The organism is Streptomyces sp. CG4, from assembly GCF_041080655.1.
Taxonomy (GTDB): domain Bacteria; phylum Actinomycetota; class Actinomycetes; order Streptomycetales; family Streptomycetaceae; genus Streptomyces.
Genome location: NZ_CP163525.1, coordinates 9,048,811 through 9,071,452 on the forward strand (window position 1 = coordinate 9,048,811; position 22,642 = coordinate 9,071,452).

The window sequence follows — 22,642 nt, forward strand, 5'->3', positions numbered from 1 at the left end:
TCGCTGTTCGGGTCGGGCGGTTCGTCGGCGGGACGGGGTGGGCCGAGGCGGGCCGGGGTCAGGCGCGCCAGTACGGGTTGTAACCGCTGGTGAGCTTGCGCTTGTTGTGGCGCCACTTGGGCTCGTGGTTCACCACGTCGTTGGTCAGGCCGCGCAGCCGGCGGATGACCGCTCCGTACGGCTTGACGAGCATGGTCGACAGCGTGCCGCCCGGGGGTTCGTCCATGAACGGCATGAAGGCGTCGGGGAAGCTGGGCATCGTGCAGCCGATGCAGATGCCGCCGACGTTCGGGCAGCCGCCGACGCCGGCCATCCAGCCGCGCTTGGGCACGTTGCAGTTGACGACCGGACCCCAACAGCCCACCTTCACCTGGCACTTGGGCGAGTTGTAGTCCTTGGCGAAGTCGGCCTGCTCGTAGTACGCGGCCCGGTCGCAGCCCTCGTGCACGGTCTTCCCGAACAGCCACTGCGGACGCAGCATGTGGTCCAGCGGCGGCGGGGGAGCGGTACCGGCCGCGTGCTGCAGCACCCAGACCAGGGTCTCCATGAAGTTCTCCGGCTGGATCGGGCAGCCGGGCACGTTGACCACGGGCAGCCCCGAGCGCGCCTTGAACTCCCAGCCCAGGTAGTCCGCGAGGCCCATGCAGCCGGTCGGGTTGCCGGCCATGGCGTGGATGCCGCCGAACGTCGCACAGGTCCCGGCGGCCACCACCGCCCAGGCCCGGGGCGCGAGTTGGTCGATCCACGAGTTCAGGGTCTGCGGCTCGCCGGTGTCGGGGTCGTTGCCGAACGACGTCCAGTAGCCGTCGCCCTCGATGATGTTCTGGTTCGGGATGGACCCCTCGATCACCAGGATGAACGGCTCCAGCTCGCCGCGGGCCGCCGCCCGGTACGGGGCCAGGAAGTCCTCGCCGCCGAGGCTCGGCGAGAGCACCTTGTTGACGAGGTTCACCTTCGGCAGGCCCGGGATGAGGCCGAGGACCACGTCCTCGATGGACGGCTGTCCCGCGGCGGTCAGCGACACGGTGTCGCCGTCGCAGCTCATGCCCTCCGAGATCCAGAGGATGGTGATCTCGTTGAAGCCGTTCGATGCCTTGGCCTCGGTGGTAGCGCTCTGTGTGGTCATGTCTGCGGCCTCCGTCGCAGTCGGTCGTGGGCCTGGCCGGCGGGGGCCGGCGGGTCCGGGGGCGCGAGGGGTTCGACCTCGTCGGGCCGGAAGTAGTGGAAACGGCCGTACCAGCCGTGCAGTTCGGCTGCGGGATCGTCGTCGACCGTGACGGCGAGCCGCACGCTGCCGTCGACGTCGTGGAAGACCGCGGCGACCGTCGCGCTCCGCCCGTCGAGGAACATGTCCTGGGCGTCGGCGCCGCGCGGGTGTGGGCGCAGCCGCACCGGGCTGCCGGCGCCGACGGACGCCCCGGCCACGAGCACCCTGTCGGTCGTCGGGGACAGCCCGTCGTCGCCGCCCTCCTGCCACCAGGCGGGCCTGGCGCTCTCGCGTGGCGCGGCGGGCGTCGCGGAAGGTGTCAGGGAACGGATCGCTCCGTGCAGGCGCTCGTAGACCTCCCGGGGCATCGAGTCCACCCGGTCGACGATCCGGGCGGCCCGTGGATCGGTGGCCCGGGCCTCCGCCTTCTCCTCGTCGGTCAGCAGCATCGTGCGCAGGGTGAGGATCTCGTCGATCTCCGCCGCGTCGTGCAGATCGCCCGGACTCTCCGGCGCCACCTGCGGCCGGTCCGGCAGGATGATCGGCGCGGAGAGCATCACGGAGCCCGTCGCGCCCTCCTCGGGCGCGCCGCCGAGCACGGGGAACGTGAACGCGTTCCGGCAGCCCCGTGCGTGCTGCGCCAGTTCCCCGGGAGGGTCGATCAGGGACACGAACTCCATGCCGTCCCCGCCGACGAGGGTGTGCGTGGCGATCAGCGCCTGTCGCAGTGCCGTGTCGCGCGGGGCCTGCGGGTCCGTCGCCTCGCCGGTGTTCTCGGTGCGCACCCGCAGCCGGTACAGCTCCGGTGCGAGCTGCTCCGCCGCGACCGTCGTGGCGGCCCGCACCTCCCGGCGCTGCCGGACCGTCCGCCCCGCGCCGTCCGGCAGCGGCTCGGACTCGGCGCCCGCGGGCGCGCCCACCGGGACGGTACGGCCGCCGCGCACCAGCTCCGCCAGCGGCAGCACCAGTTCGGTCGCGCGCGGCACCGCCTCCCCGAACGACAGATGGGCGGTGCCGTCGGCCGTCCGCAACGACTCGACCGGGCGGTACCGGCCGTCCCGGTCGGCCGCCTCGACCCGCTTCTCCTGCAGCTGCAGATACCGCACCCGCACCCGTACGACCGCATCCGCGTGCGAGGCCCGGAACAGGCACTCGTACCGCTGGTACCAGGAGTCCGCGGAGCCGGAGACGCCGGGCGTCACTGGTCCGTCCCGCTCCACCCAGTCACGGGGCAGCAGTACACCGAACTGCCAGCGGACCCGGTTCTTCGGCGAGGACCGGCGGTACGGATAGAGCAGGTACCCCTCGTAGAGCACGGCGTCCGCGACCGCACCGAGCTGCTCGAAGACGCCGTACGGCATACCGTCGTCGTCGTTGTCCAGCACGGTGGCCGGCGTCGCGCCGCCCTCGCCGGGTCCATCCGACATCCAGCCTCCTCGTCACCGGTCCCCGCGCAGACTCCTTCCACCACCGTCACACCCGTCACAGCCCCTCGCCCCTCCGGCGCACCCCGATTGCGCCGGGCAGGGGACGGCGAGCCGGTTTCGTGCGCTCCGGGTGCCACCCCTGGTGCTTCGAAGCACCGCCCGGAGCCGCCTCCCCCGGCACCGCGGGCGTGGGATCGTGGTCCGGGTCCGCGCAGGCAGCCGAGGGAGAGGATCCGGACATGTTCGACGCCCTGAAGAACCTGAAGGACAAGGCCGAGGACATCGCGGAGGAGCACGGGGACAAGATCGCCGTCGGCCTGGAGAAAGCCGGTGACGTCATCGACGAGCGGACCGGGGGCAAGCACAGCGACACGATCGACACGGCCGTCGACAAGGCGCAGGACCTCGTCGAGAAGCTGGGCGAGAACGGCGCCGAGCACTGACCGCCGGCCCCGGATCCGGTCAGACGGGTCGCGCGAGCTCCAGACAGCAGCGGACGAAGTCCCGTACGACGGGATTGCCGTCGTCGGCCGGTGACCAGGCCACACCCACCCGCGTCGGGCTCACTCCCGTGACCGGGCGGTAGACCACGCCGGGGCGGGAGTAGAACCGCGCGGCGGACTCGGGCGCGAGCGCGATGCCGTATCCGTTGGCGATGGCGCTCAGCCAGTCGTCGGGCTGTTCGGTGACCGCGCCGACGCGGACCGGGTGCCCCTCGCGCTCGTCGGCGGCCAGCCAGTGATCGCGCCAGGCGCCGGTCTCCTCGGGCGCGGCGACGAACGGCTCGTCCCACAGCTCGCGGAAGGCGATCTCGGCGCGCCCCGCGAGCCGATGCCCGCTCGGCAACGCCACCCATCGCGCCTCGCTGAACAGCATCTCGACCCGCAGTGCGGCCTGGCCCGGGAAGGGCAGCCGCAGCAGCGCCGCGTCCACCTCACCGTCGGCCAGCCCCGCACTCGGGTTCGTCCAGGCCGCCTGGCGCAGTTCGGCCCGCCACCCGGGCCGCCGCCGGGCGAACTCGGCGACGATCTCCCGCGTCGCCTCGTTGGCCGCGCTCGCCACGAACCCCACGCGCAAGACCCGTGCGGCCTGCCGTCCGGCGGCCCTCGTGGCGCGCAGGGTCTCGTCCCAGGAGGCGAGCAGCGCCGGGGCCCGGCGCGCGAGTGCACGGCCCGCGTCCGTCAGCGCCATGCCGGCGCGCGAGCGCTCGAAGAGCCGTACGCCGAGCTGGGTCTCCAACTGCCGGATCTGCTTGGTCAGGGCCGGCTGGGACACGAACACGCGCTCGGCGGCCCGGGTGAGGCTGCCGTCCTCGGCGACGGCGAGGAAGGAACGCAGCAGACGCGTGTCGACATCCATTCCGACAGGTTATAGACGCTGGTATTGGACGTCATGCCGACCCCGCGGAGAGGGTGGATTCACCCCCGGAACCACGCTGCGAAAGGTCCGCCGTCATGGAACTCGCCTATGTGACCGTCACCTGCGCCGCCGTCCTGGCCAACGCGGGCATCGCGGCGGCCGACCTCGCGAAGGCGCGCTTCGTGCTCGCCAACTCGGCCGAGGTCGGCATCGCACCCGCCTGGCTCCCCTCGCTGGCGCTGCTGAAGGCCGCAGGAGCGGCCGGGCTGCTCCTCGGCCTGTTCGGCGTACGCCCGCTCGGGATCGCGGCCGGTGCCGGCCTGGTGCTGTTCTACCTGGGGGCGATGGCCGCGCATGTGCGGGCGCGGGTGTTCCGCACCATGGCGTTCCCGGGCCTCTACCTCGCCCTGGCCGCGGGCGCCCTGGCCCTGGCGGCGACCCGGTGACCCAGGGCCGCGCGGAGCGGCTTCGGAGCCCGCTCACGGCAGGCGCTCCAGAGCGACCAGCGCCGCGTCGTCGTCGAGGTCGCCGCGCACATGGCGCAGCAGATCGCGGCGCAGGGCGGCCACCATCGCCTCCAGCGTGCGCCCGGCGTGCGCCTGCACCTGGGCGCCCAGGTCGTGGAAGCGGCCCTGGCGGTCGCGGGCCTCGATGAATCCGTCGGTGTACAGCACGAGCCGGTCGCCCGGACCGAACGGCACGGTCTGGGCGACCGGCCGTGCGGCCAGCAGATCGCCCAGACCGAGCGGTGCGCCGGGCTGTTCCGGCTCGGACGCCCGCACCTCGCCCGCGTGGACGGCGTACGGCTCGGGGTGGCCGCAGTGCACCATGCGGGCGACGGGCTCGCCGGGCGGGAACTCCACCAGGAGTGCCGTGGCGAACCGCTCCGTGAACAGGGCGCTCGTGTCACGGTCGTCGAAGCTCTCCGCGTCCGGGTCGCCGTCGAGCGCGGCGATGTGCCGACGGGCCCGTGCGTCGAGTTGCTCCGCGACCTTCGTCAGCGAAGGCTCCCGGAACGCCAGGTCACGGAACGCGCCGAGCAGGGTCGCCGAGGCGCCGACGGCCTCGAGTCCCTTGCCCCGTACGTCGCCGATCACGATCCGCGTGCCGTACGGCGTGCGCAGCGCCTCGTAGAAGTCGCCGCCGATCCGCGCCTCCGACTCGGCCGGCAGATAGACGCCGCTCAGGGCGAGCGAGCCGATCCGCTGGGGGAGTGGATGCATCAGGGCGCACTGCGCGGTCTCGGCCACGAAGCGGATCCGCTGGAGCTGCCGTTCCCGGCGCTGGCGCAGGGAACACGCGGCCAGCGAGGTCAGCCCGACGACGAACAGGCTGGCCAGAGCGACATTCGTGTCCGGATGTCCCCAGCCGCCCGCGTCCCGGTGGAGCAGCGCCGCGATCACGAGCACGGCGAGGGCCAGCACCGACGTCGCCCACCACGGCAGCAGTACGGCGGCCAGCACCGGGACGGCGGCCATGACCGGTGAGACGTGCAGCCAGTCCGGGGTGATCACATCGGTGGCGGTGACGACCACCATGAGCACCACGGGGGCCGTGGCCAGGAGCGCGCGGGAGCCGGTGGGGCGGTTCCAGGCTCTCGGGGACCGTGCCTTCGGCTTCCGGCGCGCAGGTGCGGCGTGCCCGGTGGGGGTGTCCTGAAGATCAGTGGTGTGAGAGGTCATCGTCGTGGTGTGGGCCGTAGCGGGTCGAGGATCCGGTGGGATCGCGCGGATGGCGTGGGCACGGGCGCCGACAGGCAGGTCAGGGCCGACTCCAGCGGGCGCAGAAGACGCTCGTCCCGGGCGGCCCGGTCCGGGGCCTCGCGGGCGGGGGCCTCCAGCCGGGCGAGGGCCTGTCGGGCGGCGGGCAGGGCCGGGTGCGGCCGGCCGCCGCGGCAGGAGTAGGCGCACAGGGCGGTCGCCCGCAGCAGACGGGCGTACGGCCGCGCGAACCCGGAGCCGGGGCGTGACTCCTCGGCCGCGTCGGGCTGGCTGTCCAGGACCCGGCCCGTCGCGCTCACCTGCCCGGCCACGTCGCTCAGCGTGCGCAGCACCCGGTGGTCCAGGTGCGAGCGGCGGCGCCGGGCGGTCGGCCGGGGGTTCCAGCGCATGCTCTCGTGCGCTTCGTCGATGGCGGTCCGGGCGCGGGTCAGCGCCGTGCCGAGGTCGTCCTCCCAGGATGGGCCGAGGACCTTCCGCGGCTGCTCGTGCCGCAGGACCGCGTCGGCCAGGCCGTCGAGGTGCCGGGCGATCAGCAGCCGCAGGTCCTCCAGCGCCCGCTCGGCGGACCGCACCCGCACGGTGGGGAACAGCAGCACGCTGCACGCCAGCCCGAACGCGATGCCCACGACGATCTCCGCGAGGTGCGTGGCCAGCTCGGCGGGCTGGCGGCCACGGACCAGGGCGAAGGTGATCAGGGCGGTCGTCGGCACGTGAAGGCCGTAGTGGCCGAGGAATCCATGCCGGGCCAGCAGCGCGGAAGCGAAGACGACGACGGCCAGTCCCACCATGCCGGGCTCGGCGTACAGCGCGCCGGGTACGGCGACGAGAACGCCGAGCAGACATCCGGCGGCGTACCGGGTGGCGGCCGAGACCGTGGCAACGACCGTTGTCTCGACGATGAGGACGGCCGCGACGGCACCCGCGTAGGGGTCGCTGACGTGCAGCAGCAGCGCACAGGTCTGCCAGGTCAGCCCGGCCGCCACCGTTGCCCGCGCGGCCTCGGCGCCGCCGGTCTGTCTGATCCGTGCCAGGAGTGCGGGCCATCGTGCGCCGTGCATGTCTCGTACGTCCCTTTCCACGGCAGGTCCCTTCGACGAGCAAGACCGCCAAGGGTAAACGGACAAATAGGCCATATGCCAAATAAGGAATTTGTATGGGCGGCCGTCACCCGTGTCGATGGGGGAGAGGGCTCACTCTCCCCGAACTTGTCTGGTCAAGTTTGGTCGTGGTTCTTCCGCCCGACAGCGGCGCCCACTACTCATGTCCCGTTCGTTGCGCACAGTCAGGCCGTGCGGCCTTCGCACCGCACGGCACCCTCACCAACGGGACGAGGTACCACGTATGCGACTGCGCTGGAGATCCCTCGGCGGGCTGCTCGCCCTCCACGGCGCACTGCTCGTCGCCGCTCCCGCCCCCGCCCAGGCGGCCGGCGGCAGCGGCAATCTCATCGTCAACGGCGATGCGGAGAGCGGCGGTTACTGCACCGGCGACTGGGCGGCCGCCACCACCGTGCCCGGCTGGACCACCGAGGCCGGCGGCCCGAACGTCATGTGCCACTCCGTCGCCTCCTTCGGGCTGCCCGGCGACGGCAAGACGCCCGGCAAGGCCTTCTTCGCACCCGGCAACTTCGGCGACGGCGCGATGACCCAGACCGTGGACGTCTCCTCCGCGGCCACGGCCATCGACGGCGGCGGAGTGCACTACGACCTCTCCGGCTGGCTCGGCGGCTGGACCACCTACGCCGGTCATGTCGCGGTGAGCCTGCACTTCCACGACGGCGGCGGGCATCCCGTCGGCGCCACCGCCAAGCTGCCCACCGTGTCCGCGAGTGACCGGGGCCAGGCCACCAAGTTCCTCTCGCGCAGCGCCACCGGCGCGGTCCCGGCCGGGACCCGGTCCATCCAGGTCGAGGTGCAGTTCCTGTCGACGAGCAGTGAGACCGGCTATCTCGACAACCTCTCCCTCACCCTGGACACCCCGGTCGCCGCCCCCGCCGCGCTCGCTCCGCCCGCCTCCCAGGTCCCGGGCTACGACCACGTGTTCATGGTCATGATGGAGAACACCGACTACTCCCAGGTCATGAACGACCCGGCGGACACGCCGTACATGCACAGCCTCATGACCCAGGGCGCCACGCTCACCGACTTCCACGGCGTCTACCACCCGAGCGACGAGAACTACCTCGCCATCTCGGGAGGTGACACCTACACCAAGGGCGCCACCTACTTCCCGAACATCAACTCCCCCGAGCGCAACCTCGGTGACACCCTGGAGGCGGCCGGCAAGAGCTGGAAGGCCTACGAGCAGGGCATGGGCACCCCCTGCAACACCAAGAACAACAACGACAGTTACTACCAGCCCGACGACGCGCCCTTCATCAACTACACCGACATCAGCGGCGACGCCTCCCGCTGCGCGGCCCACCTGTTCGACACCACACAGCTGACCACCGACCTGAAGTCCGCGGCCACCACCCCGGACTTCTCCTGGATCGCCGCCGACGACTACTACGACGGCGAGGCCTCCGGCAACGGCAACGCCACCAGCCTCAGGACGCAGGACGGCTGGCTGAAGCAGACCCTCGCCCCGGTCCTGTCCTCCCCGGCCTGGACCCAGCAGCGCTCCCTGCTCGTCCTCACCTGGGACGAGAGCTCCGGCGAGGCGTACAACCACGTCGCCACCACGGTCGTCGGCTCCCAGGGCACCGTCCCGGCCGGCACCAGCAGCCCGGCCCACTACGACCACTACGGCATCGGCCGCACCGTCGAGGACGCGCTCGGCCTGCCGGGCCTCACGGCCAACGACACCTATGCGACACCGCTCAACGCCGCGTTCGCCCCGTCCACCGCGACCAGGCCCACGCTCACCGGCGACCTGAACGCGGTCGCGGACGGCGGCAACGTCACCTTCCGCTACGCGGTGCCGTCGGCGGCCCAGGCGAACGCCAAGAACTGGATCGGCATCTACCCGGCGGGCGTCACCCCCGGCAAGCAGTCCTCGCTCACCTGGTCCTACGCCCCGAACGCCAGCGGCGCCCTCACCTTCCCCACCGGCAAGCTGAGCGGCCCGGGGACGTACGACGTGTACTACCTCGCCAATGACGGCTACTCGGTCCTGGCCGGACCGTTCTCGGTGACCGTCGGCTGACCGCCCCTCCTCGAGACACCGGGCCCACGCGCCGCCGCCCGGCGGACCAGCCCACGGACTCTCCCGCCGTGGCCTGCTGATTCCTCCGCCATGTCCAGGCGGCCGGCGCGTGGGCCCGGTGGTCCTCTTGGCTCACAGGCCCAGGGAGATGGCCACGCGGGTCAGCTCGGCCGTGTTGGTGATGTTCAGCTTGGCCCGGATCCGGCGAAGGTAGGCGTCCACGGTGTGGGTGGACAGCCCCATGTGGCGGGCGGTCTGGAGATATGTGCGGCCGGCGGCGATGTGCCGGAGCGTCTCCCGCTCGCGCGGAGCCAGCGCGGGGGCGGGGGCCTCGGTGTGCGGCGTGGCGAGAGTGGCGCTCATGGTGCTGTCCTCCGGCGAGGTATCTGACCGTTTGGGCGTTTTGCCCTTGTTGCTCCAGATTGCTGGCCGGACGTCATGGCGCTGTCCGTCGACTGTCACAGGCGCGTCACAGGGAACGGCACATGGTTTACCGGACATGATGTACGGGACGTGGTCTACACCACTCCGGGTCAGGGCCCTGCGAGACCGGCCCGGTGGGCGAACAGGGCCGCCTGGACCCGGTTTTCCAGACCCAGCCGGGTCAGGATGCGGTTGACCCGGCTCTTCACGGTCGCCTCACTGAGCCCCAGGTCCACCGCGATCCGCGCGTTGGACAGCCCCCGCGCGACCAGCACGAGGACCTCGATCTCGCGCTCGGTGAGCGCGCCGGCCTCCGGTACCGGGGCCGGCGCGGGGGAGACGAGGGCGGGCGGCAGCGCGGTGACGGTGTCGATCAGGCGCCGGGTGACGCTCGGGGCGAGTACGGACTCGCCGTCGGCCGCGGCGCGGAGCGCCCCGGCGAGCTGGTCGGGCCGGCTGTTCTTCAGCAGGAAGCCGACGGCCCCGGCGCGCAGCGCCGCGTGCACATACTCGTCCAGGTCGAAGGTGGTCAGCACCAGCACCCGCGGTACCGGCCCCGGCCCCGGCCAGTCCTGCACGATCCGCCGGGTCGCCTCGACGCCGGTCGTGCCCGGCATCCGTACGTCCATCAGCACCACGTCCGGCCGCAGCGCCACAGCCCGGGCGACGGCCTGGTCGCCGTCGGCCGCCTCCCCGACGACGGTCAGACCCTCCCGGCGGTCGATGACGAGCCGCAGCGCGGTCCGTACGATCTCCTGGTCGTCCACGACGAGCACGCGTACGGTCATCGGTCCCCCTGTGCCGATCCGGAATCCCGCCCGGACAGGACGGCCTGCAGCCGCCAGCCGCCGTCCGGACGCGGCCCCGCGTGCAGGGCGCCGTCGAAGGCCGCCACCCGTTCCCGCATGCCGACGAGCCCGCGTCCGGTGCCGGGCACGGGCCGGTGGCCCGGGGCCGGCGCGTCGTTCTCCACCTCGATCGTCAGGCGCCTCTCGTCCCCGCGTACGGCGACCCGCACACCGACCGGACCGGCGTGCTTGACCACGTTGGTCAGCGCCTCCTGGACGATCCGGTAGGCCGAGACCTGCATACCGGCCGGGAGGGCGTTGCCGGCGCGAGTCTCGGCGACACAGGTGACACGGCACCCCGCCGAGGCCGCGACGCCGACGAGCAAGTCGAGATGGTCCAGGGACGGCTCGGGCGCGAGATCGCGTTCGTCGAACGACAGCAGCCCGAGCAGCCGCCGCATCTCGGTGAGCGCCGTGTCGGCGGTCCGCGCGATGACGCCGACACCGTGCGCGGCCTCGCCCGCGTCGGGCGGATCGGTGGCCAGTACGTCCTCGGCGGCGCGGGCCTGGAGAGCGATCGCGCTGACGTGGTGGGCGACGACATCGTGCAGGTCGCGGGCGATCCGGGCCCGCTCGGTGAGCACCGCCTGCCGGGCGTTGAGCTCCTGCTCGGCCGCGAGCCGCCGGTTGAGTTCGCGCAGTCGTTCCGCGTCGGCGCCGATCCTGCGCCGCCCGTACCCCAGCAGCCAGGCCGCGGCGAAGAAGAACGCGAAGGTCGTGAAGCTGATCGGCTCCAGCGAGCCCAGGCGGGGCGGCTGCCAGTGCCCGGTCAGGGCATCCGTGACGGCGGTGGTGGCGAGGCAGCACAGGGTGAGCGGCCCGCTCGCCGGCGCCGGCGCGTACCGGGCCACGGCGTACACGCCGATCATCAGCAGAAACGGCCCGGGGACCTTCCCGTAGATCGGGGCGAGCGCCTGGAAGAGGACGTACAGCGCGGTCATCGCGACCAGGACGGCCCGCGGACGAGTCCGCCGCCACAGCAGCGGCACGGTCTGCGCGCCCCACAGCGCCACCCCCCAGCCCGGCGGCCGCGGTGTCCGGTCCAGCACCGTGACCATGTCGAGCAGGGTGAGACCGCCGACCCACAGCGTGTCCGTCAGCCGCGGTCGGTCGGTGAGCCAGTGCTGTGCGGCTCGGGGCAGGGCGTTCACCTGGGAAGTCATCTCGGTCCGTCAGGCTAGACGACACGGGGGCCGGGCGGATCCGCCGCCGGGCGGGCATCGAAAGATGCGTCGGCGCGCCGAGGATCGGCACCGCGCCCGAGGCGCGGCCGGGGCGCGCCGCCCTAGCGTCCCGGACATGACGAACACAGCCGTACCGGCCCCGACTCACCCGACGGCACCACCGCCCGCGCCGCCGACCCGCGCCCACCGCCACACCTGGCTCCTCCTGCTGCTCGGCACCGGGGCGATGCTCCTCGCGGTCGGCGGCCGGTGGGACATCGCGGCCGCCGCCTGGATCTTCCCCGTCCTCCTGCTGCGCTTCACCCGGCTGAGCCGCGCCTGGTCCGGAACGCTGTGGATCTGGCTGGCGCACCTCGGGGCCGCCGTCTTCTGGGTCCAGGAGTCGGCACTCGGCTTCAACGCCGTGGTGCTCGCCGGGGCCCTCGCCCTGGCCGCCGTACAGACACTGCCCTTCCTCGCCGACAGGCTGCTGGCGCACCGGCTGCGGCCGGCGCCGGCCGCCCTGGTCTTCCCGGCCGGTGTCGCCGCCGCCGAGTTCCTGATCACGCTGGTGTCCCCGTTCGGCACGGCCTACGGGTCCCTGGCCGTCACCCAGCGCGCGGACCTGCCCCTCCTCCAGGTCGTCTCGGTCACGGGCCCCTGGGGCATCGGCTTCCTCATCGGCTGTGTCGCGAGCACGGTCAACCGCGTCTGGGACCGCCCCTCCTGGCGCGGCGGCATCGTCTGCACCGCCGTCGTGCTGAGCGTGGTGCTCGCCGGCGGCGCCCGGCTCGCCTTCTTCCCGCCCCAGGGCACGACCGTACGGATCGCCGGCGTCAGCCCGGCCCGCACCGTGACCGAGCGGCTGCAGACCACGCTCGCCCGGTTCGCCGACGGTCCGGGCGGCGTCGCCGCGGCGCCCGTCGCGGTGGTACGGCCCGCCATGACGGCCGTCGAGGACGACCTGCTGGCCTCGACCCGCCGTGAGGCCGCCGCCGGCGCGAAGATCGTGATCTGGCCCGAGAACGCCGTCAGGACGCAGGAGTCGCAGGAGCCCGCTGCCATCGCCGTCGCCCGGGCCGAGGCCCGCCGTTCGGGCATCTACCTGGAGATCGGAGTCCGTGTCTTCAGCACCACCGCGCCCGCCTACGGCCGGGACGAGGCACTCCTCATCGACCCGCGCGGCACGGTCCTGTGGACCTACCAGAAGGCCCACCCCATCCCCGGCTCGGAGCGGTACACGCCCGGCGACGGCCATGTACCGGTCGTCCGCACCCCGTACGGCCGGCTCGCCAACGTCATCTGCGCCGACGCCGACTACCCGGCTCTGATGCGCACCCGGGCCGACATCATGCTCGTGCCCGCGCACGACTGGAAGGAGTACGGCGGCGCGCACACCGACAAGGCGGCCCTGGCCGCCGTCGAGGGCGGCTACTCCCTGATCCGCCAGGACGCGGAGGGCGTCTCGGCCGCGTACGACGCCGAGGGCCGCGTCCTCGCCACCGCCGACTACTTCACGACCGGCCGGCAGACCATGGTGGCCAACGTGCCCGTGCGCGGCGGCACCACGGTCTACGACCGCGTCGGCGACACCTTCGCCTGGCTCTGTCTGGCCGCCCTGGCGGCACTCACCGCCACCGCCCTCGTCCGACCCCGCCGCCCGGAGGCCCGGTGACGACGGCGGCCAGCGGTGGGCCGGTGACGGCGGCGGGCGGTGGGCCCGTGACGGCAGGCGGGCCTAGGCGACGGCCTGGCGTGCCGTCCGCTCCACCAGGGAGATCCCGTCGCTCATCGAGGCGCTGCCGTTCGACAGGACCGCGACGAGATACCGGTGTCCCTTCACGGTGACCTGGCCGACGCTGTTGACGTCCCAGAGGCCGGAGGTGGTGCGCTGCAGCCAGCCGTTCTTCAGGGCGGGCGAGGAGCCGGAGGAGTCGGCGGCCGAGACTCCCCAGGTCTGCTCCGGGACGACCTGGCCCATGAGGGAGCGGACGTAGGCCCGGGACCGGGCGTTCAGCGCGGTGGCGCCGAGTGGTGTCGAGGGGGTGCCGGGCTGTGTCGTCGTGTCGCCCTCGAACACGGCCCTGAGCAGCCGTATCTGGTCGCTGGCGGTCGTCCGGGTCAGCCCCCACTTCCCGGCGGACCCGCCCGTGGTCGAGCTCAGGCCCAGCCGCTTGTTGGCCGTCGCCAGCCCCGAGGCCCGGCCGATCTTCCGCCAGAGCGCGTCGGCGGCCGTGTTGTCGCTGCGCTTGATCATCGGCTCGGCGTGGCCCCGCTCCTCGGCGGTGAGCTGTCTGCCCGCGTCCTGTGCCCGGAGCAGCAGCGCCGCGAGGATGTCGACCTTCACGATGCTGGCGGTGTCGTACGCACTGTCCGCTCCGCGCACCACGGGAGTGCGGTCGGCGTCCAGGTCCAGCACGGCGGCCGTGGCGCGCGGGGACGTGACCGGGGCGGCGGCCACGGCCGGTGCCGGGAGCATCGCGCCGGCGGAGAGGAGCGCCGCGGCCGAGGCCGGGACCACACCGGTCCGCGTGCGTGCGGTGGCGGGGAAGGGGCGACACGACATGGCTCAGAACGTAGGCACATCGTGCGCCGGGCGAAGTGGCACCCGTCACCTTCACGCCTGACGGCGGCGAATTGTGAGGAGCGCCACCTGCGCCACCAATGGGCGCATTGCGAGGCAAGGGTTGGTCGTGCGGCGGCGTGTACGCGCGGCCGGAACCGGTGGCTCGCCTATCGTCGGCCAGACACTGACATCCGGGGTGATAATGGAAAAAACGGATGAAATGGTTGGCGTGGTCGAGGGCGTGGCGGTCGCTCCCGCCGGCTCGCCGCCCGTACGCCGCATCCGGCCATGGCCGGTCGCCGTCCTCGTGTTCACGGCCTGCGCGGCGGCCGTCCTCCTCCTCGCCGGTACGCAGTGGCTGACCCAACCGGCCGTCCAGGCCTGGCGCACCGTCTGCCTGGCCATCACCGTCCAGGCGCTCCCCTTCCTGCTGCTCGGCACCGCGCTGTCCGGCGCCATCAACGCCTTCGTGCCGGCCGAGCTGTTCACCAAGGTCCTGCCGAAGCGGGCCGCTCTCGCCGTGCCGGTCGCCGGCGTGGCGGGCGCGGTGCTGCCTGGCTGTGAGTGCGCCTCCGTCCCGGTCGCCAACAGCCTCATCCGACGCGGTGTCACCCCGGCCGCCGCCTTCGCCTTCCTGCTCTCCGCGCCCGCCATCAACCCCGTCGTGCTCACCGCCACCGCCGTCGCCTTCCCCGGCAGCCCCGCGATGGTCGTCGCCCGGCTGCTCGCCTCCCTCGCCACGGCGGCCGTGATGGGCTGGCTCTGGCTCTGGCTGGGCAAGGAGAAGTGGCTGCAGCGCATCCTGCGGCACGGACACACGGGCCACCGCCCCGGCCACAGCCGCTGGACCGAGTTCCGGCTCGGCTTCCAGCACGACTTCCTGCACGCCGGCGGCTTCCTCGTCCTCGGCGCCATGGCCGCCGCCACCTTCAACGTCGCGGTGCCGCGCTCTGTCCTCGACGCCTTCTCCGGCTCACCCTGGCTCTCGGTGCTCTTCCTGGCCGGGCTCGCCGTGCTGCTCGCGGTCTGCTCGGAGGCCGACGCCTTCGTCGCCGCCTCGCTCGCCGGGTTCTCGCCGACCGCGCGGCTCGCGTTCATGGTGGTCGGGCCGATGGTCGACCTGAAGCTGATCGCCCTTCAGGCGGGCACCTTCGGACGGGCCTTCGCCTGGCGGTTCTCCACGGCCACCACCGTCGTGGCGGTCGCCGCGAGCGTCCTGATCGGAGGCGCCCTGCTGTGAAACGCCCTGCCCAGACCCTCCTCCTGACGCTGACCGGCATCGGCCTGCTGCACACGGCCCTGTTCACCGACACCTATCTGCGCTACGTCAAGGCCGGTCTGCGACCCCTGCTGATCGCCTCCGGCGTCGTCCTCCTGCTGCTCGGCCTCGCCGCGGCGGCCCTCCGCGGCGAACAGCGGCACACCACCCACGACGACCGAGAACACGCACACAGCGACGAGTACAGCGACGAGCACGGCGACGCGTACGGAAACACGCACGGCCACGACCACTCCGGCGCCCCACGCATCGCCTGGCTGCTGTTCCTCCCGGCGCTCAGCCTGCTCTTCTACGCGCCGCCCGCCCTCGGCGCGTACACGGCGGCACGTTCGAACAACAAGCCGGTGGCGGTGCAGAGGACAGGATTCGCTCCGCTGCCCGCGACCTCACCGCTGCCCCTGACCCTCACCGACTTCACCAAGCGCGTCCAACAGGATCGCACCCGAGCCATCAAGGACCGCGTCGTCCAGCTCACGGGCTTCGTCACCCCGGCCGAGGACGAGGACGGCTGGTATCTGACCCGGATCATCTTCACGTGCTGCGCGGCCGACTCACAGACCGTCAAGATCCGGGTGTACGGCCCCGAGGCACCTCCCGCGAACACCTGGCTCGCGGTGACCGGCACCTGGCACCCCCAGGGCGCCCTCGGCACGAGGACCGCGCGGGTGGCTCTCGACGCCAGGGCCGCGCGCCCCATCGCCCAGCCGGTGAACGCCTACACCGACGACCTGCCGCTCACGCCGTCCTGACCGCCGTACCGGCCCCCACCCCGTCCGTGAGGAGCACGCCCGTGACCAGATGGGGGCGGATGCGCACGGCGTGGTCCATGTCCTCGTGCGGCGCCCAGGGGGTGAGCAGCGTCCGGACCCGGGCCAGGTCCGCGGGGTCCGTGACGAGCCGTGCGTAGCCGGTGACGACGACGCTCCAGCCGAGCTGTGTGTCCGGATCGATCGCGTCGGCCTCGTAGGCGACGACGACGCCTTTGCCGCCGTCCTGCTGGGCGTGCGCGGTGAGCGCGGCGCCCTCGTGCGTGCGGATGACGATGTCGCCGCCGTCGAGGACGTGGTTGACCGGGCGGACGGTGGGCAGCGCCTGCCGGGTGAAGACGATCCTCCCCAGCGACACGGTGCCCAGCAGCCGCAGTGCCTCGCTGGGGCCCAGGTCGATGCGCCGGTGCACCGGCTCGTCGTGACGGATCATGGCTGGCTTCTCCGCAGGTGCGTGACGGTCTGCTCGCTCCTCCGGCCCCCGGCGCGCGTGGCGAACCGCCGGGGACGGAGCGGCACCGCGGGGGAGCCGGTGCCGCTCCTGGTGTCCACGGTCGCGCATGGCCCGTGAGCCACCCAGTGCCCTTCGGCCCCGGCTGCAGGGCCGGATGTCCCGATCTCGCTGGTCAAAGGGGTCGGGTCGCACGTCGCCGGGCATCACTACGGCACTCACCCCGCCACCGCCCGGAATGAGGTGCACGATGGTGGGGTGACACTCGACGGCCGGGCCCGGGAGACCGCCCCGACCGCGCTCGCCGCCCGCCCGGCATGACCCCGCCCGGCGAGGCGGACGCGGAGTGTGCGGCGAAGCCGCCGGTGCGCGAGAGGAGGCGGTGACGATGAACCGGACACCTCCCACGACGGTCGCCCGGGTACGGCTGTGGCGCTGGCGGCGCAATCCGCTCAGACGGCACAGCGATGTCATCGAGGCCTGGATCGTCCTCGTGACCTGGGTGCTCGCCGTCCTCGGCGGCGCCGTCGCCGGACTCGCGGCGGCCCACAACGCCGAGGCCGCGCTCTCCGCCCGGCAGGCGCGGGTGCACGCCGTGACCGCCGTGCTCACCGACAGCGTGGCGAGCAACCCGACCTCCGGGACCGGCTACGACGACGGCCGGGTCTGGGCCACCGTGCGCTGGACGGACACCCACGGCACCGTGCACACCGACCGGGCCAAGGTCCGGCCCGGCACCCCCGTCGGATCCCAGGTGAACGTGTGGACCAACCGCGCCGGCCACGTGGTCTCCGCGCCCGTCACCGGCGCCGCGGCGGACCTGCAGGCCGCCCTCACCGGCGCCCTCGTCGCCCCGTCGGCCGGCGCGGCGGTCTGGAGCGCGGGCTGGCTGGTCCGCACCCGGATGATCCGGCGGCGCATGGCCGAGTGGGACGAGGAGTGGAAGCAGATCGGACCCCGCTGGGGCAACCTCAGCGGCGGACGAGGCTGAGGGCGGAAAGGGCCACCCGCTTCTCGCGGATCCGGATTGCGCGGTGCACGGCACGGCGGCCGCTTCCCCGCGTCTGTTCACGGTCCTTCCCGCCACCACCAGCACACCACGGAAACCGTCATCCCACCAGGCCGGGGCGTGCTCGGTGTCTCCGAGGAGAGAGATCCGTCGGCGGTCCGCCAGTGCGTGAGCCGGGCCCCCGCAACGTCTTCCGGCACAGCCAGTGGATCCGCCTGCCCGGAACCGACTGGCTCAGAGCGGGGTTGCCGCCCGTAGCAGGAGCAGCAGCGTGACCGCGGAGTTGGCTGAGCACGTCGCGGAGAGGACGGCTCCGGTGGCCGCGGTCCACAGCGCCAGGCCCACCGCAGTGAAGACGGACGGCCAGGCGCGCCCGCTCGGCGCCGGGGCGAGGAGTGCGGCGACCCGCCGGGGGAGTGGTCCGGGCGCGGCCAGCGCGGCGAGCGTCGGTGCCGGTGCGGCACCGGAGACGAGCGCGGCGGTGCCGATCGCCCGGGCGACCGCCTTGCGGCTGCCGACGGCCCGGGCCGCCTCCTCGTCCGCCCAGCGCTCCGCCGTGTAGGCGACCGCCGTCCGCAGCGGCCGGAGGAACGGGTTGGCGCCGGCGGCGAGTTGGACGAGCAGCAGATGCCGGTGGTGCCGGGCGGAGAGATGGGCGCGCTCGTGTGCGAAGAGCGCGCGGCGCTCCCGGGACGGGAGGGAGTCGAGCATCGCCGTGGACACGACGATCCGGTCGCGCGGGCCGCCCGGCAGGGCGTAAGCGTACGGGGAGGTGTCCGGCAGCACGGCCACCTGCGTGGGCGGCAGTCCCCGCAGTGCCGCATGGGCCCGGCGCCGTACCCGGCGGTGCCGCAGCAGGGACCGGAGGCAGGTCGCCACGACGGTGAGCAGCGCGGGAATCGCGGCCTTCCCGGCGACCTCGTGCCGGGGAACGCTCTCGCGCACCTCGGGGTCCGACCAGCCGTCCGGCAGCGGATTGCCCGGCAGCTGGGCCGTGCCGACGACCATCAGCAGCGCCAGACACACCGTGCTGCACAGCGCCATCACCGTGGCGACGCCGGTCAGCAGCACGGTGGCGGTGCGCGGATGGAGGCGCTGCTCGGCCAGGCGCGCGATCGGCCAGGCCGTGAGCGGCAGGATCAGGGGCAGGAAGACGAAGATTCCCATCGGGTGCTCAGTTCTCGTCGGCGGCCTGGTCCAGCAGTTCGCGCAGCAGTCGCTCGTCGCCCTCCGGCAACGCGGTGAGGAAACTCGCCAGCACCGCCCGGCGGTCCTGCTCGCCGTCCAGGACCTTGCGCATCTTCAGCGCGGCGAGCCCCGCCTCGTCCGCGGCGGGCAGCCACACGAACGACCGGCCCTCCCGCCTGCGGGTGACGGCGTTCTTCGCCAGCAGGCGCGCGAGGACCGTCATCACGGTCGTGTAGGCGAGGTCGGCCGCCAGGTGCTTCTGCACCCAGCCTGCGGTCACCGGCGCCCCGGCCTCGTGCAGCGCCGCCAGCACCCGTGTCTCCAGCGCGCCCCGCGCCCTGCGCCGACGGCCCGCCTCGGGCTCGGTCACCGCTGTCTCCCTTCTGCCGAGCCTGAATGCCGGGCTCGCCTCAACCCCTCGTGCCGGAGGAACGTCACATCGTACAGAGCGGTACATCGCCGGCCGGTTGCCGCTGTGCGCGGCGGCGCCGCCGTGCCGTACAGCCCGTAACTTCTACAGTGTTGTAGATTCAATACGGGTCCGGGAAGCGGACCCGAACCGATCGTGTGCGTGGAGGGACGAACCATGGGTGTTTCCCTGGCCAAGGGTGGGAACGTGTCGCTGAGCAAGGAGGCACCGGGCCTGAGCGCGGTCGTCGTGGGACTGGGCTGGGACGTGCGGACCACCACCGGCGCCGACTTCGACCTCGACGCCTCCGCCCTGCTGCTGAGCGACGCGGGCAAGGTCGTCTCCGACCGTCATTTCGTCTTCTACAACAACCTCACCAGCCCGGACGGCTCCGTCGAGCACACCGGCGACAACCTCACCGGTGAGGGCGAGGGGGACGACGAGAGCATCAAGGTGAACCTCGTCGCCGTACCCGCCGAGGTCGACCGGATCGTCTTCCCGGTGTCCATCCACGACGCCGACGCGCGCGGCCAGAGCTTCGGCCAGGTGCGCAACGCCTTCATCCGCGTGGTCAACCAGTCCGGCGGCGCCGAACTCGCCCGCTACGACCTGTCGGAGGACGCCTCGACCGAGACCGCGATGGTCTTCGGCGAGTTGTACCGCAACGGCGCCGAGTGGAAGTTCCGGGCCGTGGGGCAGGGCTACGCCTCCGGACTCGCGGGCATCGCGGGCGACTTCGGCGTCAACGTCTGATCCGGCACGACACGGCGAGAGAGCGACAGAGAGCGAGGCGACCGGTGTCGGTCAACCTGAGCAAGGGCCAGCGGATCAGTCTGAGCAAGTCCGACGGCGGTGCGCTGGCCGCCGTCCGTATGGGCCTGGGCTGGCAGGCCGCACCGCGCAAGGGGTTCCTGGCCAAGCTGGCCGGCACCCGCGAGATCGACCTGGACGCCTCCGCCCTGCTGTTCGCGGGCGGCGAGCTGGCGGACGTCGTCTTCTTCCGGCACCTGGTCAGCGAGGACGGCTCGGTACGGCACCTCGGCGACAACCTGACCGGCGGCGCGGGCGCCGGGGACGACGACGAGGTCATCCTGGTGGACCTGTCGCGCGTCCCCGGGCATGTCGACCAGATCGTCTTCACGGTGAACTCGTTCACCGGCCAGACCTTCACCGAGGTGCAGAACGCGTTCTGCCGGCTGGTCGACGAGCGCACCGGCCAGGAGCTCGCCCGCTACACCCTCAGCGGCGGTGGCGCGTACACGGCCCAGATCATGGCGAAGCTCCACCGCGGCGGCTCCGGCTGGCAGTTGACGGCCCTGGGCGAGCCGGCCGCGGGGCGGACGTTCCAGGATCTGCTGCCCGCCGTAACCGCTCACCTGTGAGCGGCGGACCCCAGGAGCGGGGTCAGTCGCGGGAGTTGCCGAACAGGATGCGGTATCCGATGAGCAGCACCAGGGAGCCGCCGATCGCCGCGCCCCAGGTGTAGAGGTCGAAGAAGTGCTTCTCGAACGGGCGGTGGAGGAAGTGGGCGGAGAGCCAGCCTCCGACGAAGGCGCCCGCGACGCCGATCAGGGTGGTGCCGATCAGGCCGCCCGGGTCGCGGCCGGGCAGCAGGATCTTGGCGATGGCTCCGGCGAGCAGGCCGAGGATGATCCAGCTGATGATGCCCACGGTGTTGTCCTTCAGTCGGGTCGGGATCCGCGCCGGGTGCGCCGGACGCCGACACTGCGGTTTGCCTGTTTGCGCAAGCCTAGGGGCTCTTGACGTGCTCCGGGCAGGGGGTCCGGCCCCTGGTGATGATCCGTAAAGGTTCTGCTACATGATTAAGACATTGCGCAATCATGGAACTGAGAGCGGTCAAGAGCCGTCGATCATGATGGACGCGGTAAATGTGAGCGGCTGCGGAGGACGAGGATGAGTGTGTCCCTGACCAAGGGCGGCAATGTGTCGCTGAGCAAGCAGGCCCCGGGCCTGACTGCGGTGACGGTCGGGCTGGGCTGGCAGGCGAACACCGGGTACGAACCGGACGCCGGCGCGCTCCTGTGCGACCCGTCGGGCACGGTGCTGTCCGACGAGCACTTCGTCTTCTTCAACAACCTGAGCAGTCCCGACGGTTCGGTCCGCCACTCCGGCGGCGGCAGCGCGGTCGACGGCGACGACCAGCGGATCGAGATCGACCTGACCAGGGTCCCGGACCGGGTCGAGAAGATCGTCTTCCCGGCGGCCCTCTACGACGGCGCACGGCGTGGTCAGTCCTTCGGTCAGGTGCGGCGGGCGCACATCCGCGTCCTCGACCGGGACAGCGGCGCCGAACTGGCTCGCTACGACCTCGCGCCCGGTGGCCTGTCGACCGAGACGGCGCTGGTCTTCGGCGAGCTGTACCGGCACGGCGCGGAGTGGAAGTTCCGCGCGATCGGGCAGGGGTACGCCTCGGGACTCGCCGGCATCGCCACGGACTACGGCGTCTCCGTGCTGGAGGAGGCGCCCGCATCGCCGAGTCCGACACCGGGTCCGGCCCCGGTCACCATCTCGAAGCCGACCGGCGGTGCACCTGTGCCGCCCGTCCCGCCGCAGCCGCCGGTCGCCCCGTCGGCCCCGGCTTTCACCACATCCCCGCACAACACCGGGAGTTCTCCTGTGACCTGCTTCTTCGACCCCAACCACGGCCCGGGCGTCACCACGGTGACCTGGTCCCCGCAGTGGGGCGTGCCCCGCCCCGTCCAGACCTGCGGCGCCTGCGCACAGAGAGTGCAGACCACGCCGCCGCCGTTCTACACCCCGCCCCAGCAGGGCTATCCGCAGCCGGTGCAGCAGGGTTATCCGCAGCAGGGCTACCCGCAGCAGGGGTATGGGCAGCCGTACGGGGACCAGGACCATCACCAGCAGGGCGGCGGCCGGCGCTTCGGCACGGGCGCGCTCATCGGCGCCGGCGCGGCCGGTCTCATCGGTGGCGCGCTGCTCAACGAAGCGTTCGACGACGACGAGCCGGAGGTCGTGGTCAACAACTACTACGAGGACTGACACTTCTCCCACGAGGATCGAGTCCCCGGCTGCGAGGACCGGGTCCCCGGTCCGAGAGCGCTGAGTCCTTGGTCCGGAAGGGCTGAGTCCTCGCCCGTGCTCGTGTCGCGTGCTCGCGTGCGGGCCGTCCCGCAGCCGCCCGGCCGCCTACACTGGGCGGGCGCGTGTGCGCCGGCCGTGACGAGGGCGGGGACGGGAGAAGACTGTGACGGAGAACGCCGTCGGCTTCGAGGATCCGCCCGCCGAGGTGCTGGCGGAGGCCGCGGCGGCGTTCGGCCTGCTCGCCTCCCCCGCGCGTCTGCATCTGATGTGGGCCCTGTCGCAGGGGGAGAGCGATGTCACGCATCTCGCCGACCGGGTCGGAGGCGCGCTGCCCGCGGTCAGCCAGCACCTGGCGAAGCTCAAGCTGGCCGGACTCGTCCGCGCCCGTCGCGAGGGCCGGCGACAGGTCTACTTCGTCGACGACCCCGACGTCATGACCCTGGTCCGGGTGATGGTGGGCCAGCTGACCGCGCGCTCGCACCACACCACCTCGCCCGTCCACAGCCTGCGCCGGACATGTGGCTGAGATCGACGCGATGTGTACTGCCGCGATGTACGGGTCCTCTTACGACCCTTGTATCCGCTTTGCCCCCATATTGAAGTGACCCATCTCCA

General features: G+C 72.6%; 24 protein-coding genes. 11 read left to right on the plus strand and 13 right to left on the minus strand.

Annotated elements, in window-relative coordinates; all coding sequences use genetic code 11:
* Positions 1-58: 58 nt before the first annotated feature.
* Both AB5L52_RS41730 and AB5L52_RS41735 read right to left on the minus strand, forming a co-directional pair.
* Positions 59-1,126: a hydrogenase expression protein HypE gene (locus AB5L52_RS41730; protein ID WP_369368344.1), complete on the minus strand. Its 1,068-nt coding sequence runs from the start codon at positions 1,124-1,126 to the stop codon at positions 59-61.
* The gene (locus AB5L52_RS41735) at positions 1,123-2,568 is read right to left on the minus strand and encodes a hypothetical protein (RefSeq protein WP_369369059.1); all 1,446 of its coding nucleotides are present in this window, start codon (positions 2,566-2,568) and stop codon (positions 1,123-1,125) included. The genes AB5L52_RS41730 and AB5L52_RS41735 overlap by 4 nt, the downstream gene beginning before the upstream one ends.
* 305 nt (positions 2,569-2,873) lie before the next feature.
* On the opposite strand from AB5L52_RS41735, the gene AB5L52_RS41740 reads away from it, so the two are divergent.
* A complete protein-coding gene (locus AB5L52_RS41740) occupies positions 2,874-3,077 on the plus strand; it encodes an antitoxin (protein WP_351023356.1) in 204 nt (67 codons plus the stop codon).
* Positions 3,078-3,096: 19 nt separating this feature from the next.
* On the opposite strand, the gene AB5L52_RS41745 is transcribed toward AB5L52_RS41740, so the two are convergent.
* Entirely contained in the window at positions 3,097-3,993 is an 897-nt protein-coding gene (locus AB5L52_RS41745; RefSeq protein WP_369368345.1) for a LysR family transcriptional regulator, read from the minus strand.
* Positions 3,994-4,088: 95 nt separating this feature from the next.
* Here AB5L52_RS41745 and AB5L52_RS41750 point away from each other — a divergent pair, with 95 nt between their 5' ends.
* Complete coding sequence (locus AB5L52_RS41750; protein WP_369368346.1) at positions 4,089-4,439, plus strand: DoxX family protein; 351 nt, start codon at positions 4,089-4,091, stop codon at positions 4,437-4,439.
* 33 nt (positions 4,440-4,472) lie between these two features.
* On the opposite strand, the gene AB5L52_RS41755 is transcribed toward AB5L52_RS41750, so the two are convergent.
* Together AB5L52_RS41755 and AB5L52_RS41760 are read right to left on the minus strand one after the other, a co-directional pair.
* A complete protein-coding gene (locus AB5L52_RS41755; protein ID WP_351570100.1) occupies positions 4,473-5,675 on the minus strand; it encodes a PP2C family protein-serine/threonine phosphatase in 1,203 nt (400 codons plus the stop codon).
* The gene (locus tag AB5L52_RS41760; protein WP_369368347.1) at positions 5,672-6,772 is read right to left on the minus strand and encodes an aromatic acid exporter family protein; all 1,101 of its coding nucleotides are present in this window, start codon (positions 6,770-6,772) and stop codon (positions 5,672-5,674) included. The genes AB5L52_RS41755 and AB5L52_RS41760 overlap by 4 nt, the downstream gene beginning before the upstream one ends.
* Positions 6,773-7,055: 283 nt before the next feature.
* Here AB5L52_RS41760 and AB5L52_RS41765 point away from each other — a divergent pair, with 283 nt between their 5' ends.
* A complete protein-coding gene (locus AB5L52_RS41765; protein ID WP_369368348.1) occupies positions 7,056-8,861 on the plus strand; it encodes an alkaline phosphatase family protein in 1,806 nt (601 codons plus the stop codon).
* A 132-nt stretch (positions 8,862-8,993) separates the two neighbouring features.
* Here AB5L52_RS41765 and AB5L52_RS41770 read toward each other — a convergent pair whose 3' ends face one another.
* The 3 genes from AB5L52_RS41770 to AB5L52_RS41780 form a co-directional block, all read right to left on the minus strand.
* A complete protein-coding gene (locus AB5L52_RS41770; protein WP_076096164.1) occupies positions 8,994-9,224 on the minus strand; it encodes a response regulator transcription factor in 231 nt (76 codons plus the stop codon).
* A gap of 170 nt (positions 9,225-9,394) precedes the next feature.
* Positions 9,395-10,072, minus strand: coding sequence for a response regulator (locus AB5L52_RS41775; protein WP_369368349.1), 678 nt, complete (start codon positions 10,070-10,072; stop codon positions 9,395-9,397).
* The gene (locus tag AB5L52_RS41780; RefSeq protein WP_369368350.1) at positions 10,069-11,295 is read right to left on the minus strand and encodes a sensor histidine kinase; all 1,227 of its coding nucleotides are present in this window, start codon (positions 11,293-11,295) and stop codon (positions 10,069-10,071) included. Before AB5L52_RS41780 ends, AB5L52_RS41775 begins: the two co-directional genes overlap by 4 nt.
* 136 nt (positions 11,296-11,431) lie before the next feature.
* Here AB5L52_RS41780 and AB5L52_RS41785 point away from each other — a divergent pair, with 136 nt between their 5' ends.
* Entirely contained in the window at positions 11,432-12,970 is a 1,539-nt protein-coding gene (locus tag AB5L52_RS41785; protein WP_369368351.1) for a nitrilase-related carbon-nitrogen hydrolase, read from the plus strand.
* A 63-nt stretch (positions 12,971-13,033) separates the two neighbouring features.
* Here the strand turns inward: AB5L52_RS41785 and AB5L52_RS41790 are convergent, their stop codons facing one another.
* Positions 13,034-13,861: a serine hydrolase gene (locus tag AB5L52_RS41790; RefSeq protein ID WP_351570118.1), complete on the minus strand. Its 828-nt coding sequence runs from the start codon at positions 13,859-13,861 to the stop codon at positions 13,034-13,036.
* Between the two features lie 220 nt (positions 13,862-14,081).
* Between AB5L52_RS41790 and AB5L52_RS41795 the strand changes: the two genes are divergently transcribed.
* Both AB5L52_RS41795 and AB5L52_RS41800 read left to right on the plus strand, forming a co-directional pair.
* The gene (locus AB5L52_RS41795; RefSeq protein WP_351023381.1) at positions 14,082-15,101 is read left to right on the plus strand and encodes a permease; all 1,020 of its coding nucleotides are present in this window, start codon (positions 14,082-14,084) and stop codon (positions 15,099-15,101) included.
* The gene (locus AB5L52_RS41800) at positions 15,098-15,889 is read left to right on the plus strand and encodes a TIGR03943 family protein (protein WP_369368352.1); all 792 of its coding nucleotides are present in this window, start codon (positions 15,098-15,100) and stop codon (positions 15,887-15,889) included. Before AB5L52_RS41795 ends, AB5L52_RS41800 begins: the two co-directional genes overlap by 4 nt.
* Here AB5L52_RS41800 and AB5L52_RS41805 read toward each other — a convergent pair.
* Positions 15,876-16,340, minus strand: a complete 465-nt coding sequence (locus AB5L52_RS41805) for a pyridoxamine 5'-phosphate oxidase family protein (RefSeq protein ID WP_369368353.1) — start codon at positions 16,338-16,340, stop codon at positions 15,876-15,878. The two genes, AB5L52_RS41800 and AB5L52_RS41805, sit on opposite strands and share 14 nt — an antisense overlap.
* A gap of 406 nt (positions 16,341-16,746) precedes the next feature.
* Here AB5L52_RS41805 and AB5L52_RS41810 point away from each other — a divergent pair, with 406 nt between their 5' ends.
* Positions 16,747-17,349, plus strand: coding sequence for a hypothetical protein (locus AB5L52_RS41810; RefSeq protein ID WP_369368354.1), 603 nt, complete (start codon positions 16,747-16,749; stop codon positions 17,347-17,349).
* Between the two features lie 252 nt (positions 17,350-17,601).
* Here AB5L52_RS41810 and AB5L52_RS41815 read toward each other — a convergent pair whose 3' ends face one another.
* Positions 17,602-18,534, minus strand: coding sequence for a M56 family metallopeptidase (locus tag AB5L52_RS41815; protein ID WP_369368355.1), 933 nt, complete (start codon positions 18,532-18,534; stop codon positions 17,602-17,604).
* 7 nt (positions 18,535-18,541) lie between these two features.
* Entirely contained in the window at positions 18,542-18,925 is a 384-nt protein-coding gene (locus AB5L52_RS41820; RefSeq protein WP_351023396.1) for a BlaI/MecI/CopY family transcriptional regulator, read from the minus strand.
* Between the two features lie 216 nt (positions 18,926-19,141).
* Here AB5L52_RS41820 and AB5L52_RS41825 point away from each other — a divergent pair, with 216 nt between their 5' ends.
* Both AB5L52_RS41825 and AB5L52_RS41830 read left to right on the plus strand, forming a co-directional pair.
* Positions 19,142-19,717: a TerD family protein gene (locus AB5L52_RS41825; protein ID WP_351570134.1), complete on the plus strand. Its 576-nt coding sequence runs from the start codon at positions 19,142-19,144 to the stop codon at positions 19,715-19,717.
* 44 nt (positions 19,718-19,761) lie between these two features.
* Positions 19,762-20,346: a TerD family protein gene (locus AB5L52_RS41830; protein WP_369368356.1), complete on the plus strand. Its 585-nt coding sequence runs from the start codon at positions 19,762-19,764 to the stop codon at positions 20,344-20,346.
* 22 nt (positions 20,347-20,368) lie between these two features.
* Here the strand turns inward: AB5L52_RS41830 and AB5L52_RS41835 are convergent, their stop codons facing one another.
* On the minus strand, positions 20,369-20,635 hold the full coding sequence (locus tag AB5L52_RS41835) for a GlsB/YeaQ/YmgE family stress response membrane protein (RefSeq protein ID WP_351023404.1): 267 nt from the start codon (positions 20,633-20,635) through the stop codon (positions 20,369-20,371).
* 243 nt (positions 20,636-20,878) lie between these two features.
* Here AB5L52_RS41835 and AB5L52_RS41840 point away from each other — a divergent pair, with 243 nt between their 5' ends.
* Both AB5L52_RS41840 and AB5L52_RS41845 read left to right on the plus strand, forming a co-directional pair.
* Positions 20,879-21,985 carry a TerD family protein gene (locus AB5L52_RS41840; RefSeq protein ID WP_351023407.1) on the plus strand — a complete coding sequence of 369 codons (1,107 nt, stop codon included), beginning with the start codon at positions 20,879-20,881 and terminating at the stop codon, positions 21,983-21,985.
* Positions 21,986-22,190: 205 nt separating this feature from the next.
* Positions 22,191-22,553 carry an ArsR/SmtB family transcription factor gene (locus tag AB5L52_RS41845; protein ID WP_369368357.1) on the plus strand — a complete coding sequence of 121 codons (363 nt, stop codon included), beginning with the start codon at positions 22,191-22,193 and terminating at the stop codon, positions 22,551-22,553.
* The last annotated feature ends 89 nt before the right edge of the window (positions 22,554-22,642 follow it).

Coding starts and splice junctions, on each gene's coding strand:
- AB5L52_RS41730 (WP_369368344.1), bottom strand. CDS start 1,126: ATGACCACACAGAGCGCTACCACCGAGGCCAAGGCATCGAACGGCTTC.
- AB5L52_RS41735 (WP_369369059.1), bottom strand. CDS start 2,568: ATGCCGTACGGCGTCTTCGAGCAGCTCGGTGCGGTCGCGGACGCCGTG.
- AB5L52_RS41740 (WP_351023356.1), top strand. CDS start 2,874: ATGTTCGACGCCCTGAAGAACCTGAAGGACAAGGCCGAGGACATCGCG.
- AB5L52_RS41745 (WP_369368345.1), bottom strand. CDS start 3,993: ATGGATGTCGACACGCGTCTGCTGCGTTCCTTCCTCGCCGTCGCCGAG.
- AB5L52_RS41750 (WP_369368346.1), top strand. CDS start 4,089: ATGGAACTCGCCTATGTGACCGTCACCTGCGCCGCCGTCCTGGCCAAC.
- AB5L52_RS41755 (WP_351570100.1), bottom strand. CDS start 5,675: ATGACCTCTCACACCACTGATCTTCAGGACACCCCCACCGGGCACGCC.
- AB5L52_RS41760 (WP_369368347.1), bottom strand. CDS start 6,772: ATGCACGGCGCACGATGGCCCGCACTCCTGGCACGGATCAGACAGACC.
- AB5L52_RS41765 (WP_369368348.1), top strand. CDS start 7,056: ATGCGACTGCGCTGGAGATCCCTCGGCGGGCTGCTCGCCCTCCACGGC.
- AB5L52_RS41770 (WP_076096164.1), bottom strand. CDS start 9,224: ATGAGCGCCACTCTCGCCACGCCGCACACCGAGGCCCCCGCCCCCGCG.
- AB5L52_RS41775 (WP_369368349.1), bottom strand. CDS start 10,072: ATGACCGTACGCGTGCTCGTCGTGGACGACCAGGAGATCGTACGGACC.
- AB5L52_RS41780 (WP_369368350.1), bottom strand. CDS start 11,295: ATGACTTCCCAGGTGAACGCCCTGCCCCGAGCCGCACAGCACTGGCTC.
- AB5L52_RS41785 (WP_369368351.1), top strand. CDS start 11,432: ATGACGAACACAGCCGTACCGGCCCCGACTCACCCGACGGCACCACCG.
- AB5L52_RS41790 (WP_351570118.1), bottom strand. CDS start 13,861: ATGTCGTGTCGCCCCTTCCCCGCCACCGCACGCACGCGGACCGGTGTG.
- AB5L52_RS41795 (WP_351023381.1), top strand. CDS start 14,082: ATGGTTGGCGTGGTCGAGGGCGTGGCGGTCGCTCCCGCCGGCTCGCCG.
- AB5L52_RS41805 (WP_369368353.1), bottom strand. CDS start 16,340: ATGATCCGTCACGACGAGCCGGTGCACCGGCGCATCGACCTGGGCCCC.
- AB5L52_RS41810 (WP_369368354.1), top strand. CDS start 16,747: ATGAACCGGACACCTCCCACGACGGTCGCCCGGGTACGGCTGTGGCGC.
- AB5L52_RS41815 (WP_369368355.1), bottom strand. CDS start 18,534: ATGGGAATCTTCGTCTTCCTGCCCCTGATCCTGCCGCTCACGGCCTGG.
- AB5L52_RS41825 (WP_351570134.1), top strand. CDS start 19,142: ATGGGTGTTTCCCTGGCCAAGGGTGGGAACGTGTCGCTGAGCAAGGAG.
- AB5L52_RS41840 (WP_351023407.1), top strand. CDS start 20,879: ATGAGTGTGTCCCTGACCAAGGGCGGCAATGTGTCGCTGAGCAAGCAG.